Source organism: Plantactinospora siamensis, from assembly GCF_042434095.1.
Lineage (GTDB): Bacteria > Actinomycetota > Actinomycetes > Mycobacteriales > Micromonosporaceae > KBS50.
The window spans coordinates 829,084-843,700 of sequence record NZ_JBHLUE010000004.1; the positions used below are offsets into that span (position 1 = coordinate 829,084).

13 protein-coding genes are annotated in these 14,617 nt (G+C 75.1%); 3 read left to right on the plus strand and 10 right to left on the minus strand.

Annotated elements, in window-relative coordinates:
- Positions 1-225: 225 nt before the first annotated feature.
- The 8 genes from ACFFHU_RS08695 to ACFFHU_RS08730 form a co-directional block, all read right to left on the minus strand.
- On the minus strand, positions 226-2,193 hold the full coding sequence (locus ACFFHU_RS08695) for a hypothetical protein (protein WP_377337188.1): 1,968 nt from the start codon (positions 2,191-2,193) through the stop codon (positions 226-228).
- A 2-nt stretch (positions 2,194-2,195) separates the two neighbouring features.
- Positions 2,196-3,689, minus strand: a complete 1,494-nt coding sequence (locus ACFFHU_RS08700) for a sigma 54-interacting transcriptional regulator (protein ID WP_377337189.1) — start codon at positions 3,687-3,689, stop codon at positions 2,196-2,198.
- Between the two features lie 124 nt (positions 3,690-3,813).
- A complete protein-coding gene (locus ACFFHU_RS08705; RefSeq protein WP_377337190.1) occupies positions 3,814-4,989 on the minus strand; it encodes a hypothetical protein in 1,176 nt (391 codons plus the stop codon).
- A gap of 107 nt (positions 4,990-5,096) precedes the next feature.
- The gene (locus ACFFHU_RS08710; protein WP_377337191.1) at positions 5,097-5,753 is read right to left on the minus strand and encodes a response regulator; all 657 of its coding nucleotides are present in this window, start codon (positions 5,751-5,753) and stop codon (positions 5,097-5,099) included.
- Between the two features lie 236 nt (positions 5,754-5,989).
- Positions 5,990-7,255 carry a sensor histidine kinase gene (locus tag ACFFHU_RS08715; protein ID WP_377337192.1) on the minus strand — a complete coding sequence of 422 codons (1,266 nt, stop codon included), beginning with the start codon at positions 7,253-7,255 and terminating at the stop codon, positions 5,990-5,992.
- Between the two features lie 53 nt (positions 7,256-7,308).
- The gene (locus ACFFHU_RS08720) at positions 7,309-7,806 is read right to left on the minus strand and encodes a hemerythrin domain-containing protein (protein ID WP_377337193.1); all 498 of its coding nucleotides are present in this window, start codon (positions 7,804-7,806) and stop codon (positions 7,309-7,311) included.
- 27 nt (positions 7,807-7,833) lie between these two features.
- On the minus strand, positions 7,834-8,802 hold the full coding sequence (locus ACFFHU_RS08725; protein ID WP_377337194.1) for an aldo/keto reductase: 969 nt from the start codon (positions 8,800-8,802) through the stop codon (positions 7,834-7,836).
- Between the two features lie 86 nt (positions 8,803-8,888).
- Positions 8,889-9,653 (minus strand): SDR family oxidoreductase, encoded by a 765-nt coding sequence (locus tag ACFFHU_RS08730; RefSeq protein WP_377337195.1) that lies wholly within the window; start codon positions 9,651-9,653, stop codon positions 8,889-8,891.
- A gap of 69 nt (positions 9,654-9,722) precedes the next feature.
- Here ACFFHU_RS08730 and ACFFHU_RS08735 point away from each other — a divergent pair, with 69 nt between their 5' ends.
- Positions 9,723-10,622 (plus strand): LysR family transcriptional regulator, encoded by a 900-nt coding sequence (locus tag ACFFHU_RS08735; RefSeq protein ID WP_377337196.1) that lies wholly within the window; start codon positions 9,723-9,725, stop codon positions 10,620-10,622.
- A 28-nt stretch (positions 10,623-10,650) separates the two neighbouring features.
- Complete coding sequence (locus tag ACFFHU_RS08740) at positions 10,651-11,775, plus strand: site-2 protease family protein (RefSeq protein WP_377337197.1); 1,125 nt, start codon at positions 10,651-10,653, stop codon at positions 11,773-11,775.
- A 209-nt stretch (positions 11,776-11,984) separates the two neighbouring features.
- Here ACFFHU_RS08740 and sigJ read toward each other — a convergent pair whose 3' ends face one another.
- Positions 11,985-12,869, minus strand: coding sequence for an RNA polymerase sigma factor SigJ (gene sigJ / locus ACFFHU_RS08745; RefSeq protein WP_377337198.1), 885 nt, complete (start codon positions 12,867-12,869; stop codon positions 11,985-11,987).
- 202 nt (positions 12,870-13,071) lie between these two features.
- Here sigJ and ACFFHU_RS08750 point away from each other — a divergent pair, with 202 nt between their 5' ends.
- Positions 13,072-13,968, plus strand: coding sequence for an SDR family oxidoreductase (locus ACFFHU_RS08750; RefSeq protein ID WP_377337199.1), 897 nt, complete (start codon positions 13,072-13,074; stop codon positions 13,966-13,968).
- Here ACFFHU_RS08750 and ACFFHU_RS08755 read toward each other — a convergent pair.
- On the minus strand, positions 13,932-14,549 hold the full coding sequence (locus ACFFHU_RS08755) for a hypothetical protein (protein ID WP_377337200.1): 618 nt from the start codon (positions 14,547-14,549) through the stop codon (positions 13,932-13,934). The two genes, ACFFHU_RS08750 and ACFFHU_RS08755, sit on opposite strands and share 37 nt — an antisense overlap.
- Positions 14,550-14,617 lie beyond the last annotated feature (68 nt).

Sequence of the window (14,617 nt, forward strand, 5' to 3'; positions counted from 1 at the left end):
GTTGTGGCGGTCCGGGAAAACCCCGAACCCGGCAGAACGGGCACCCCAACTCCATGATCGACGCGGCCCGGCCACCTGAGGACCGGCCACCCGCGACCCGGCCACCCGCGACCCGGCCACGCGAGGACCGGCCACCCGAGGACCGGCCACCCGTGGCCCCGGCCACCCGAGGACCGGCCACCCGAGGACCAACCACGCGAGGGCTGGGGCACGCGGGGCGGGGGCTCAGGCGGCGCGGCGGCGACCGCGGCGGGCGCGGAGGTAGTCCGAGACCACGTACCGGCCGAGGTCCTCGGCGTCCGGGGTGAGCACCCGGCCGCCGCTTCGCCGGGCCACCGCGTCCACGAACCGGCGCAGGCCGGGGTCCTCGCCCAGCATGAACAGGTTGAGTGTGGCGCCGTACCGGGTCAGCTGGTCCACCTCCACGACGGTGGCCTCGATGGTCTCCCGCAGCGGCGGCCAGTGGAACACCGCCTCGCCGTCCTCGGGATCCAGGTGCGCGGTCGGCTCCCCGTCCGTCACCACCAGCACCACCGGTTCGGAGCCCGAGTGCCGGCGCAGGTGCCGCCCGGCCAGCCGGAGGGCGTGCTGCAGGTTGGTGCCCTGCACCATGTCCGGCTCGACCCCGGCGAGTTCCCGCTCGGTCAGCGGCATGGCGGTCGGACCGAAGCCGATGATCTGCAGCGCGTCCTGCGGGAACCGGGTGGCCACCAGGTGCGACAGGGCCAGCGCGGTCTGCTTCATCGGCCCCCAGCGTCCCTCGGAGACCATCGAGAACGACAGGTCGACGCAGAGCGCCACCGCGGCCGACGTCCGGGCCTCGGTCTCCACCACCTCGAAGTCCTCGACGTCGAGCTGGATCGGGATCCCCGGACCCCGCCGCCGGACCGCCCGGCCGATCGTGCGCACCACGTCCAGCGGCTGCTCGTCGCCGTACTCCCAGGTCCTGGACGCCCCGGTGATCTCGCCCGCGGCGCCCGCGGACCGCAGGTCGTGCTGGCCCCGCCGCCCGGCGGACAGCTCCGCGAAGACCGTGCGCAGCGCCGTGCCGCCGAGCCGGCGCAGCGCCTTGGGGCTGAGCGTGAGGCCGTCGCCGGTCCCGCTGATCCAGCCCTGCCGGCGCAGCTCCCGCTCCAGCTCCTGGAGCCGGCGTACGTCGTCGGCCGCGCCCCGGCCGAGGTTCCGGGCCACCGCCTCGACGTCCACGTCGTCCAGGGTGGCGCCCGGATGCTCCTGGCCGAGCTGATCCAGCAGGTCGTCCAGCTCGGCGATCTCGCCCAGCGCGCCGGTCGCCTCACCGTAGCCGAGCGGCTGGTCCCCGCGCATCCGCTCCCGCCGCTCCCAGGGCAGGTCGGGGCGGAGCGCCCGCAGGTTGGCGTCCAGCGCGGCCATCTCGGCGGCCAGCCCGCCGCCGAGGGACTGCTCCAGGAGGCCGGCCAACTCCTCCCGCTGCTGCGGTGACAGCGAACGCATCAGCCGCTCGCCCGCGGCGGCCCGCCGGGCCAGCGCGTCGACCAGGTCCTCCACCGACTCGGGCCGTTCCGGGAAGAACTCGCCGTGCCGCCGCATGAACTCGGCGAACGCGTCGGTGGTGTCCTCGCCGCGGCCGTGCCGCTCCAGCAGGTCGTTCAGGTCGTGCATCATCTCCGCGACCCGCCGCTGGGCCGCCGGGTCCGCGGCCGAGGCCTGCAGGGCATCGCGCAGCCCGGCGAACCGCTGCTCCAGCACCTCGTTCCGCAGGCCGTCCAGAATCTGCTGGTACGTCCGGCGTGCCTCGTCGCTGGCCCACTCGTACGTCGACAGCTCCTGCACCGCCCGGGAGGTGGACCGGGGCAGGCTGTCCAGCACCGCCTCGTTGAACCGGGCCGCCTCGTCGTCCCGGCCCCGCAGCTCGTCCCGCTCCGCCGCGAGCGCCTGGTCGAGCAGGGCCTGGGACCGGGTGACCGCGCCGTCCAGGTTGCCCCGGCGCATCGCCTCCCGGCGCAGCCGCCGGGCCCGGGCCGCGAGGTCGTCCAGCCCGGCGCCGCCGCGCGGGCCGTGCCGCAGCAGGTTCCGCAGCGCGTCCCGCAGGCTGCCCCCGTCGAGCACCTCGGCGCCCACGGCGTCCACCGCGGCCCGCACGTCGTACGGCGGGGCCAGCGGGTCGGGTCCGCCGCGCCACGCCCCGTACCGGAATCGGTTGCCGCCGGCCATGGTCAGCCCCGGCCCCCGCCGGAGCGGCCACCGGCGTCCCGGCCGCCGTACCGGGTCCGCCCGTCGTCGGTCACGTCCTTGGCCAGCCGGCGGGTCAGGTGCAGGCCCTCCAGCACGAACTCGATGCCCGCGGCCGCCTCGCCGGGCGTCGGCGCGTCGCCCAGGCCGAGCCGGTCCAGCACCTTGGCCAGCCCCGGCACCGTGCCGACCTGGCGCAGCAGCTCCGCCGAGCCGACCAGCTCACCGGTCTCCACCACCTCGCCCTCGGACACCAGGGCGGTGAAGCCGGACAGGTCCAGCCCGGCCAGCCGGGCCCGGAACGTCTCGGCGGTGGCCGTCCGCAGCAGGTGGGCCAGGATCTCGATCTCCCGCCCCTCCTCGTTGGCCTCGAACTCGACCTTCCCGCGCAGCGTGCTCGTCACCGAGACGGCATCCCCCACCCGCGCCACCGCGTCGGGGGAAAGGACGGACTCTCCGGGGGCGTCGGCCTCAGCGCCGCCGTTCGCGGCGAGCAGACCCGAGCGGCGCAGCGCCGCGGCGGCCACGGTCTCGGCCGCGGCGATGGCGAACCGGGCCGACACCCCGGACCGGGCGTCCACCGAGGGCGACTCGCGGACCGCGCGGGCGAACCGGGCCAGCACCTCCAGCACGTGCTCCGGCACCGGCGCCACCAGGTCGGCCTCCTGGCGGATCAGCTCGATCTCCAGCCCCAGGTCCAGCGGGTAGTGGGTGCGGATCTCGGCGCCGAACCGGTCCTTGAGCGGGCTGATGATCCGGCCCCGGTTGGTGTAGTCCTCCGGGTTGGCGCTGGCCACCAGCAGCATGTCCAGCGGCAGCCGGAGCTGGTAGCCGCGGACCTGGATGTCCCGCTCCTCCAGCACGTTCAGCAGCGCCACCTGGATCCGTTCGGCCAGGTCGGGCAGCTCGTTCACCGCGAAGATGCCGCGGTTGGTCCGGGGCACCAGCCCGAAGTGGATGGTGTCGGGGTCGCCGAGGGTGCGGCCCTGGGCGATCCGGATCGGGTCCACGTCGCCGATCAGGTCCCCCACGCTGGTGTCCGGGGTGGCGAGCTTCTCGCCGTACCGCATGGATCGGTGCAGCCAGGAGATCGGCAGGTCGTCCCCCACCTCGGCCACGGCGGCGATCGCTGCCGGGGTGACCGGGTGCAGCGGGTGCTCGTTGAGCGGGGATTCCGGCAGTACGGGCGTCCACTCGTCGAGCAGCTGGCCCAGCGACCGGATGAGCCGGGTCTTGCCCTGGCCCCGCTCGCCCAGCAGCACCATGTCGTGGCCGGCCAGCAGCGCCCGCTCCACCTCGGGCAACACGGTGTCCTCGTACCCGACGATGCCGGGGAACCGGTCTGCCCCGCTCCGCATCCGGGCCAGCAGATTGTCGCGAAGTTCCTGTTTGACGGTCTTGTAGCGATGTCCGGCGGCGCGTAGCTCGCCGAGGGTGGCCGGCAGGTCGGCCGGCGGTGCGTGGAAGGTCTCCGTCACCCCACCGACGCTATCTCGGGCACACTTCGAGTGCGTTGCATCCGCGCCCGCGCTCTCAGCCACCGGCGTTAACAGGGGACCCTTCCTATACCGGAAGCGATAACAAGGGGCCCTTCCTTCCACTTCAGCCGGAGCGGCCGCAGCGGGCGCAGGCGCCGCGGCGGCGCAGGTGGTAGGCCGCGGCCGCGGCGACCAGGGCGGCGCCCCACAGCGGCCACAGCATCATCGGCAACGTGGTCACGTGCGCATAGCCGCCCATCCGCCAGAACTGCGGGTTGGCCAGCAGCCCGACCCCGGCCGCGGTCACGGCCACCCCGACCAGCAGCGCCGGGACCACGGCCAGCGAGATCGGGACGCGCCGCCCGGCCAGGCCGGGCAGCCAGCGCGGGAACGCCTCGCCCCACGGCCGGACCAGGCCCGTGGTGAGGATCGCGCCGACCACCGCGAACGCGCCCAGCCCGGCCCCGGCCCAGACGAGCCCGGTCCGGTGCATCTCGGCCAGGAAGGCGGGGGAGATCCCGAGCGGGATGCCGGCGGCCCAGGCGAACCGGGTGGCGGCATACAGCAGCGGGATGACCGCGGCCACACGCGCGGCCCAGCGGCCCCAGCCGGCCGCGGCGGCCGCCGAGGTCCAGCCCGTCGCGCCGGCCCGGCGTCCGCACCCGGCGCACCCGCCGGCCGTCCGGAACTGCCAGCTCAGCAGGGCCCGGACCAGCAGCAACCCGCCGAGTACGGCGGAGAGCTTGTTGGCCAGCGGCCAGTCGAAGATCCGCGAGTAGTCCACCGGCGGCCAGCCGAACGGCGCGCCCAGCAGCAGCATGGGGGCGTACCCGAGGACGATCAGCACCCGCGCGTCGGGCACCACCACCAGCAGGACGAGCGCCAGCAGCCAACCGAGCCCCAGCACGGCCAGCCGGACCGGGCGGGCCGGGCGGACCGCGTACTGGCCCGCCACGGCCAGCGCGAGCACCGCGGCCACGAGCAGCAGCCCGGCGTACAGCGGCGCGCCGGCCGCCGGTGGCACCAGCCGGAGCAGGCTCACCTCGCCGTTGCGGTCGTGCGCGCCGAACGGGTAACCGCGGCCGGTCACGGTCCAGACCAGGGCCAGCAGGGCGGACGCGCCGGCCCAGGCCGCGGCCAACCATCCGGCCCGGCCGGCACGATCGGATTCACCGGTACGCGCCGGAGCGCCGACCCGGCGCGGCACCCCGGCCCGGTCGAGGGCGGCAGCGGCGGGGCGGGCCGGCGCTGATGCGGCCGGAGTGGCGGACGGCTGGCGGGGTGGGCTGGACTGGCTCACGACGGTTCTCCTCGGCTCCGGCATCGGCTACCCCTTCAGGCTGCCGATCCGCCGGCCGGGGCTCCTCCCGGCCGCGCGGGAGCCCGCTCCCCCGCCCGAGGGGCGGGTCAGCCGGCCGGGGTCACGAAACCCGACTCGTACGCCGCGATCACGGCCTGGGTGCGGTCCCGGGCGCCGAGCTTGGCCAGCACGTTGCCCACGTGGGTCTTCACCGTCTCCACGCCCACCACGAGGTCGCCGGCGATCTCGGAGTTGGAGAGGCCGGCCGCGATCAACCGCAGCACCTCGGCCTCCCGCTCGGTGAGCCGGGCGCGCCGCAGCCGGTCACCGCCGCGTCCCCCGCCGGAGTAGGTGGCCACGAGCCGGCGCACGGCCTCGGGAAACAGCAGCGAGTCGCCGGCCGCCACGGTCCGGACCGCCTGCACCACCTCGGCCGGCCGGGCCCGCTTGAGCAGGAAACCGGCCGCGCCGGCCCGGAGCGCCTCGTAGACGTACTCGTCGTTCTCGAACGTGGTGATCACCAGCACCCGCGGCGGCTGGACGGCCGTCTCCATCAGCCGGCGGGTGGCCTGGATGCCGTCGATGGCCGGCATCCGGACATCCATCAGCACCACGTCGGGCCGGTGCCGGGCCACCAGCGGCGGCACCTCGGCGCCGTCGCCGGCCTCGGCCAGCACCCGCAGGTCGGGCTGGGCGTCGAGCACGGCCCGCAACCCCACCCGGACCAGCTCGTCGTCGTCCACGATCAACACACCGATGGTCACGGTGCTCTCCTTTGTTCGCGACTGCGGGGCTGGCAAAATCGGCCAGCTCCTCGCGCTCACGGCGCTCTCCTTTGTTCGCGACTGCGGGGCTGGCAAAACCGGCCAGCTCCTCGCGCTCACGGCGCTCTCCTTTGTTCGCGACTGCGGGGCTGGCAAAATCGGCCAGCTCCTCGCGCTCACGGCGCTCTCCTTTGTTCGCGACTGCGGGGCTGGCAAAATCGGCCAGCTCCTCGCGCTCACGGTGGCTCCGGTCCGCTCAGTGGTAGCCGCGCGGACACGCGCCACTCGTCCCCGTCGGGTCCGGCGGTCAGCCGGCCGCCGAGCAGATCGACCCGCTCCCGCATGCCGCGCAGCCCCCGGCCGCTGCCGGCCCGGCCCGGCCGGTCGGGCCGATCATGACCGGCGCCCGCCCGGTTCACCAGCTCGATGTCCAGCCCGGCGCCGGCCGCCACCCGGACCCGCACGGGCGCGCCGGCGCCGTGCCGGGCCGCGTTGGTGAGGCCCTCCTGGACGATCCGGTAGCCCTCCCGGGAGACCACCGCGGGCAGCTCACCGACCGGGCCGGCCACCGCCAGCCGTACGTCGAGCCCGGCCGCCCGGGTGTCGGCCACCAACCGGTCGAGGTCGGCCAGCGTGCGCTGCGGCGCGACCGGGCGGGCCCCGCCCGACTCGGCCTCGCGGAGCAACCCGAGCACGTGGTCCAGCTCGTCCATGGCCCGCCGGCCGGTCTCCTCGATGGCGGTGAGCGCGCGGCGGGCGAACGCGGGATCGCTGTCCAGCAGCTCCCGGGCCGCGCCGGCCTGCAGGGTGGCCACCGTGAGCGCGTGTCCCACCGAGTCGTGCAGCTCGCGGGCCAGCCGGTTGCGCTGGGCCAGCCGGGCCGCGCGCAGCTCCAGCGCCGCGAACCGCTCGTCCTGGGACGGGCCGAGCAGCACCGGCGCCATCGACCGGGCCAGCGCGCCCAGCCCGGCCACCGCGTACCCGAGGGCCACCAGGGTGGCCACGCCGAGCAGCGCCAGCCAGCCGCCGTCGTGGGCGTCGAACGGGCCGAACCGCTGGTCGCCGAGCGCCGAACGGCCGAGGCCGAACTGTTGCGCCACGAACACCAGCGCCATCGGGAACACGCTGATCAGCGCGAACATCACCAGCCCGCCGATGGTCAGGTGGGTGGCGATCCACAGCGCCGCGCGCAGCCGGGACTCCCGGTCCAGCGGGCGTCCCGGCGGCGGATCCGGCAGGTCGACGTCCAGCAGGGCCCGGGCGGCCGCGATCTCCAGCGCCCGGCTGCCGGCCAGGAAGACCGGCGTACCGGCGATCACCGCGCCGGCCGCCAGCAGCGGGACGACGGCCGCGCGCGGCACGTCGGACCGGGTCAGCATCTGCGCGAAGGTGGCGGCCAGCAGCGCGTACGGCAGCGCCAGCACCCCGCCGAGCAGCAGGAACACCGCACGGCGGTACGTGCTGCCGCTGACCAGCGGGGCGAACACGGCGCGCGGCGTCACGCCGTCATTGTGCCGGCCACCCGGGGGGCGTCACCTCCCCCGGGAGAGCCAGATCAGCGGTGCTCCTCGACGTACCGCTTCGGGTCCTTGTCGGTGAAGCGGAGCCCGGCGCCGCGCGGGTGCTCGCCGTAGAACCGCAGCCACCGGGCGCCCAGCTCGGCCCGCAGCTCGGTGCCGGCGTGCCGGCGGAAGTCCGGCAGCGCCTCGTCCTCCTCCTCGGCCAGGTGCTCGCTGTTCTCGCTGCGCGCCTGGCCGACGGCCTGCCACCACCCGTCCGAGCCGACCTTGTGCTTCTTCGACTCCTCGATCGCGTCCCGGATCTTGTTGTGGTCCCGGATCGCGTCGTCGGTCTCGTCCTCGCCGTCGTCGCCGTGCTTGACCAGATGCGGGTAGAGGATCGTCTCCTCGGCCTCGGCATGGATGTCCAGGTGCAGCGCCAGGTCGTCCCAGATGGCCTTCAGGTCGGCCTCGTCGCGCGCGTCGTCCAGCCGGGCGAAGCCGACCCGGAAGGCGTGGTGGTCGTCGAGGATCAGCGCGGTGATGTCGTCCATGCGGTGGTGCTCTCCTTCGTACCGGCGTCAGCGGCCGCGGCGGGCCTGGATCAGCTTGGGCATCGCGGCCAGGCCGGTGATCGGCGTGAACTCGCGGGCGGCCCGGGCCAGCGTCGCATACTCGTCGTCGGCCAGCTCGATATCGGCCGCGGCGGCGTTGCGTTCCAGCTGCTCCACGCTGGACGCGCCGGGGATGGCCAGCACCGCCGGGTTGCGGACCAGGTAGGCCAGCGCGATCTGGCTCGGCGTGGCGTCGTGCGCGTCGGCCACCTCGCGCAGCGCGGCCAGCAGGCCGGCGCCGCGCTCCAGGTTCTCCGGCAGAAAGAGCGGGTTGGCCCGCCTCACCGCGCCGGCCGGCGGGTTCTTGGCGTCGTACCGGCCGGAGACGAAGCCCTGGGCCAGCGGGCTGTACGCGATGACCAGCCGGCCGTTCCGCTCGGCGTACGGCACCAGGTCGTCCTCGGGGGCGCGATGGGCGATGCTGTACTGCACCTGGTTGGACAGCACCCGCCGACCCAGCCACGCCTCGGCCATCCGCCACCGCTTCAGGCCGTAGTTGCTCACCCCGACCTCGCCGACCAGGCCCACGTCCTGCAGCACCCGCATCCCGCGCATGGTGGTGCGGTCCCGGACCACCGGGTTGGGCTGGTGCACCTGGTAGAGGTCGATCGACCGGACCCCGAGCCGGCCGGCCGAGGCGACCGCCCGTTGCTGCACCACCGGCGCCGTCGGCAGGATCGGGAAGATCTTGCTGGCCAGGAAGACCTTGTCCCGATCGTCGCCGAGCGCCGCGCCGAGGATCCGTTCGCTGCGGCCGAAGGCGTACAGCTCGGCCGTGTCGAACAGCGTCACCCCCAGCTCGAGCGCCCGGCGGACGATCTCGGCGGCCCGCTTTTCGTACTCCGGGCCGTAGCCCCACTCCCGGGACCCGAACTGCCAGGCCCCGAGCCCGATCACGGAAACCGGCTTGGCCGTATCGGCCTGCACGTAGCGCATGCCCCGAACGCTACCCGAGGGAAAGGAAGGGCCCCTTGTTATCGCCTCCGGTATAGGAAGGGGCCCCGGTTAACACCGCGACGCCCTCACCACGGCACGACGCCGTCGTCGTTGAAGAAGCCGCCGCTGGGCCCGTCGGCCGGCAGGGTGGCCAGCCGTACGATGATCGCCGCGCCCTCGGCCACCGACCGCGGCCCGGCATGGCCGTTCAGGTCGGTGCCGGTCCAGCCCGGGTCGGCCGCGTTGATCAGCAGCTGCGAGCCGCGGAACTCCTTCGCGTACTGCGCCGTGACCGCGTTCAGCGCGGCCTTGGAGGTGGGGTACGCCAGCGACGGCGGCATCCCGGCGAGCGGCCCGGCCGGATCGGTCATCGCATGCAGCGAGCCCACCCCGCTGGACACGTTGACGATCCGGGCCGCGTCCGACCGGCGCAGCAGCGGCAGGAACGCGTTGGTCACCGCGATCACGCCGAACACGTTGGTCTCGTACACCTCCCGGACCCGGTCCAGGTCGGCCGCGCTCGGCGGCTCGACCCGGCGGGCCGGGTCGGGCTCGGCGGGCGGGCTGCCGGCGCCGGTGATGGCGGCGTTGTTCACCAGCACGTCAAGCCGGCCGTACGCGTCGCCGACCCCCTTCACGGCGGCCGCGATGCCGTCCGGGTCGGTCACGTCCAGCTCGATGGGGTGGACCTCGACGCCCTCGGTCCGCAGCTCATCGGCGGCGGTCCGCCCGGCGGCCGGCTTCCGGGCCGCGAGCAGCACGGTCATGCCGCGTCCCGCGAGCTGCCGGGCCACCTCGCGGCCGATTCCCTTGTTGGCCCCGGTGACCAGGGCGATGCGCTGTTCCGTCATGTCACCAGCCCATCAGGACGGCGCCGCGCGGGCCAACACCGATGCGGTTCCGATCGTTACCGTGAAGGTATGGACCGGTTGGAGACCCGCGAGCTGAGCTACTTCATCGCGGTGGCCGAGGAGCTGCACTTCGGCCGGGCCGCCGCCCGGCTCGGCATCGCCCAGCCGCCGCTGTCCCGGGCCATCCGGCAGCTCGAACGGCGGATCGGGGTGCCCCTGCTGGAGCGCACCAGCCGGTTCGTCCGGCTCACCGCGGCCGGCGAGGTCCTGCTCGACGAGGCACGCCGGGCGCTCGACGCGGTGTCCGCGGCCGGGCTGCGGGCCCGCCGGGCCGGCCAACCGGACCGGCGGCTGGTGCTGGTGTCGAAGCCGGACGGCGACGCCGGGCTGCTGCCGGAGATCCTCCGGGCGTACGGGGCCGAGCCGGACGCCCTGCCGGTCGATGTCCTGCTCTGCGGGATCGGTGAGCAGGCCGGCGTGCTCCGGCAGGGCCGGGCGGACGTGGGGCTGCTGCACCGCCCGTACGACGATCTGAGCGGCTTCGACACGGCGGACCTGCTGGTGCAGGACCAGGTGGCGGTGCTGCCGGCCGGGCACCGGCTGGCCGGACGGTCCGCGCTCACCCTCGCGGACCTGCGCGACGAGCCGCGGCCCCGGTGGCCGGGTCCACCGGGCGAAGCCGACGATCCGTGGAGCGACCCGGACAGCCCGCTGGTGCGGGACAGCGCGCAGCTCATGCAGCTGGTCGCGCTCGGCCGGGTGGTCGTGGTGCTGCCCGCCTCGGTGCGCTCGCGGACGCGGCCGGGGCTTGTCTGCGTACCGGTGCTGGACGCGCCGCCCAGCACGGTGGTGCTGGCCTGGCCCGAGCGCAGCCGGTCCCGCGCGGTGGCCGCCTTCGTCCGGGCCGCCACGGACGCCGCGGCCTCGCGGCATGATCACCAGACGGGGTGGCCGGCTCACCTGGCGTGACCGGGGTGTCAGGGGGTATGCAGGAGGAATGGCGGCGAGCTTCCGACTGGGCCGGATCGCCGGCGTGCCCGTGAGCGTCAACTGGAGCGTGGTCGTCATCTTCGGCCTGCTCGTCTGGGGGCTGTCGGCCAACCAGTTCCCCCGGGCCTACCCGGGACACCCCGGCTGGGCGTACGCGCTGGCCGGGCTCGCCGCGGCCGTCGTGTTCCTCGCCGGCCTGCTGGCGCACGAGGTCTCGCACGCGGTGGTGGCCAAGCGCAACGGGATCGAGGTGCAGGGCATCACCCTCTGGCTGTTCGGCGGGGTGGCCCAGCTGCGCGGGGAGGCCCGTACGCCCGGCGCCGAGCTGCGGATCGCCGGGGTGGGGCCGCTGGTCAGCCTGCTGGTGGGCCTCGCCTTCGGCGCGGTGGCCGGCGCCCTCGCGGCCGGTGGCCAGCGCGGGCTGGTGTTCGGGGCGTTCGCCTGGCTGGCCGGCATCAACCTGGTGCTCGCGGTCTTCAACGTGCTGCCGGCGGCCCCGCTGGACGGCGGCCGGCTGCTCCGCGCCGCGCTGTGGCGCTGGCGCGGCGACCGCACCTGGGCCGCGGTCGCGGCGGCCCGCGCCGGGCGGGTGCTCGGCGCGCTGCTGATCGCGGTGGGATTGTGGCAGTTCGTCACCGGCTTCGCCCTCGGGGCGCTCTGGCTGGCGCTGATCGGCTGGTTCCTGGTGGGCGCGGCCGTCGCCGAGGAGCGGCAGGCCCGGGTCGGCGTGGCGCTGACCGGCGTGCGGGTGCGGGACGTGATGACGGCCGAGCCGCAGGCCACCACCCCGGACGTGACGGTCGCCGACTTCGTCGAGCACTACCTCTGGGCGTACCGGCACTCCGCCCTGCCGCTGGTGGCCGACGGCCGCCCGGTCGGCCTGGTCACGCTGGCCCGGGTCCGCGGGGTGCCGGCCGACCAACGGGCCGGTACGACCCTCGGCGCGGTCTCCTGCCCGCCGGAGGAGCTGGTGCTGGCCCGCCCGGACGAGCCGCTGCTGGAGCTGCTGCCCCGGCTCAGCGCCGACGGCCGCGCCCTGGTGGTGGAGGGCGACCGGCTGGTCGGCATCGTCTCGCCCAGCGACATCAGCCGGGCCGCCCAGCGCGGCGCGATGGGAACGGCGGCCGGCTGAGCGGGAGGTCGAGGTCCCGGCGCCCACGGCGGCCGGGACCCCGACGGCGGCTCACGGCGTGGGACTGGTCGGCATCCGGTACGGGTTGGGGATCTTGTACGTGCCGACGTAGCAGTACCAGCAGCCCGACCAGGTGTCGGCTGGCGTCCTGGTCGGTCGAGGTGACGTCCGCCACCCTGTCGGACCCGGGTCGCCGGGCGGCGACGGTGTCAACGATCGTCCGTCGCCAGGCCGAGCCCGGCGAGCCGGTCGGGGTCGGCGATCACGTCGATGCCGGCGATCCTCCCGTCGACAACGGTGAAGGCCATCACCGAGAGCGGCCGGCCGGCCGCGGACACCACCACCCCGGCCGCGCCGTTGACCAGGACGGGCCGCGCGAACGGGGAGAACCGCCCGAACGTGGTGGCCTGGGCGGCCACCTCCCGGGCGCCGCTGATCACCGTGGTGTGGCGGCGGCGGGAGGTGCCACCGTCCGAGCGGAGCACCACGTCCGGATGCAGCACCGCGACCAGCGCGTCAAAGTCGCCGTCCCGGGCGGCGGCCAGGAAGGCGTCCACCACCGCGCGCTGGCGGGCGAGGTCCGGGTCGGTCGCCGGGGCCCGCCCCTGTACGCGTCGGCGCGCCCGGCTGGCCAGCTGACGGGCCGCCTCCGGCGTCCGGTCCACCATGACAGCGATCTCGTCGAACGGCACGGCGAACATGTCGTGCAGCACGAACGCCAACCGCTCGGCGGGGGTCAGCGTGTCGAGCACCACCAGCATGGCCAGCCCGACCGAGTCGGCCAGCACCGCCGCCTGCTCGGGGTCGCCCGGGCCGGCCGGCGTGATGATCGGATCCGGTACCCGTACCCCCAGCGGCTCCTCCCGGCGGTGCCGGCGGGTACGCAGGGCGTTGAGGCACACCCGGGCCACCACCGTGGTCAGCCACGCGGCGAGGTTGTCCAGCTCCCTGGCGTCGGTACGGGCCAGCCGCAGCCACGCCTCCTGCACCGCGTCCTCGGCCTCGGCGAACGAGCCGAGCATCCGGTACGCGACCGCCCGCAGCTGCGGACGGTGCTGCTCGAAGCGGTCGGCCAGCCAGGTGTCCTCGCCCATCTCGCGCCCTCCTCGCCGAAGTACGCCACCTCGACCCGCCCGATCCGGCCAGTGTGACGGGCGCCGACCGGAAACCTCGGCGACGTGAGCCGGATCACCGCCGTCACGTCCCCGCCGAGCGCGGGGTCGGGTCGGTGAAGCCGAAATCCAACCGGCCCGACCGCGGCCCGAGCCCGGGAAGCGGCCAATCCGAGGAGGACAGATGAGCACACCCATCCTGGTCACCGGCGGCACGGGCACCCTCGGCCGCCTGGTCGTCCCGCTGCTGCGCGCGGCCGGCCACCCCGTACGGGTGCTCAGCCGCCGGGGTGGGCCGGCCGACCCCGGCATCCAGCAGGTACGCGCCGACCTGCTCGGCGACGACGACCTCGAACCCGCGCTGCGCGGTGTCGAGACGGTTCTGCACCTGGCCGGCGGGCCGAAGGGGGACGACCGGGCCACCGGCAACCTGGTCCGGGCGGCGCGGCGGGCCGGGGTGCGGCACCTGGCGTACATCTCGGTCATCGGCGCCGACCGGGTCCCGCTCGGCTATTTCCGGGCCAAGCTCGGCGCGGAGCGGGCGCTGGCCGACTCGGGCGTGCCGTGGACGATCCTGCGCGCCGCCCAGTTCCACGACCTGGTGCTGGTCATGGCGCGGACGATGGCGAGGCTGCCGGTCATTCCGGTCCCCGGCGGCCTGCGGTTCCAGCCCGTGGACGCCCGCGACGTGGCGGCCCGGCTGGTCGAGCTGGCGCTCGGGGCGCCGGCCGGCCCGGTCCCGGACCTGGCCGGGCCGCGGATCCATCCGATAGCGGAGTTGCTCCGCGGCTACCTGCGCGCCACCGGCCGGCGCCGCCCGTTCCTGCCGGTGCGGGTACCGGGCAGGATCGGCCGGGTCTACCGGGCCGGCGAGAACCTCAGCCTTGACGGGAACATCGGGACCCGCACCTGGGAGGCGTTCCTGGCCGAGTGCACCGCCCCGGCGGGCTCGCCCGCCGGAGGGCTGGCCGGCCGGCGGACTGGTCCGGAAGCCAGACCGGCCGAAGAGCACGGTCCGGAAGCCACCCCGGCCGACGGGAGCGGTCAGGCGCCCGCCTCGTCAAAGGCGTGGCGCAGGTAGATCAGGTGACCGGCGAAGGCCACCAGCACGATCAGGATGCCGATGGGGACCGCCGCCAGCCCGGGCAGGCCCGCCACCGGGCCGAGCAGCAGGATGGCGGCCAGCCCCAGCAGCAGGGAGTCGATCGCGCCGATCAGGGCTGCGCTGGTGTAGAACATCTCCCGCCACCGGCTGGTGTTCTGCGAGCCGGTGATCCCCCAGGCGGCCCTGCCCCGCTCGGGGTGCGCCACCGCGTCGGCGAAGAAGTCGGTGCCGGCCGCGAGGTGCTCCCGGTAGTACGCCCGGATGTCCCGCAGCCGGACCAGATCCTGGTAGTTCTCGACGCTGCTCTCCACCAGCCGGACGAAGGTGAGCCAGCCGAGCACGATCAGGCTCGGCACCGCGGCGCCGAGGTACGGGCCGATCAGGCTGCTCTTGCCGGCCGCGAAGCCCAGCCCGATCAGCGCCGCGGAGAGCGTCGACAGGAAGATGGTGGCCCGGCCCACGGACTCGGCGATGGTGGCGCCCCGGCTGGTCTGCAGCACGAAATGCTCGGTGGTCAGCGCGGTGAGCAGCGCCTGCTGGCGTTCCTTCTCGTCCACCCCGCCCCCCTTTCACCGGACTTATTCGTCACGGTATGGGAAGGTCGCGGCCCGGCGGGCAGCAACGG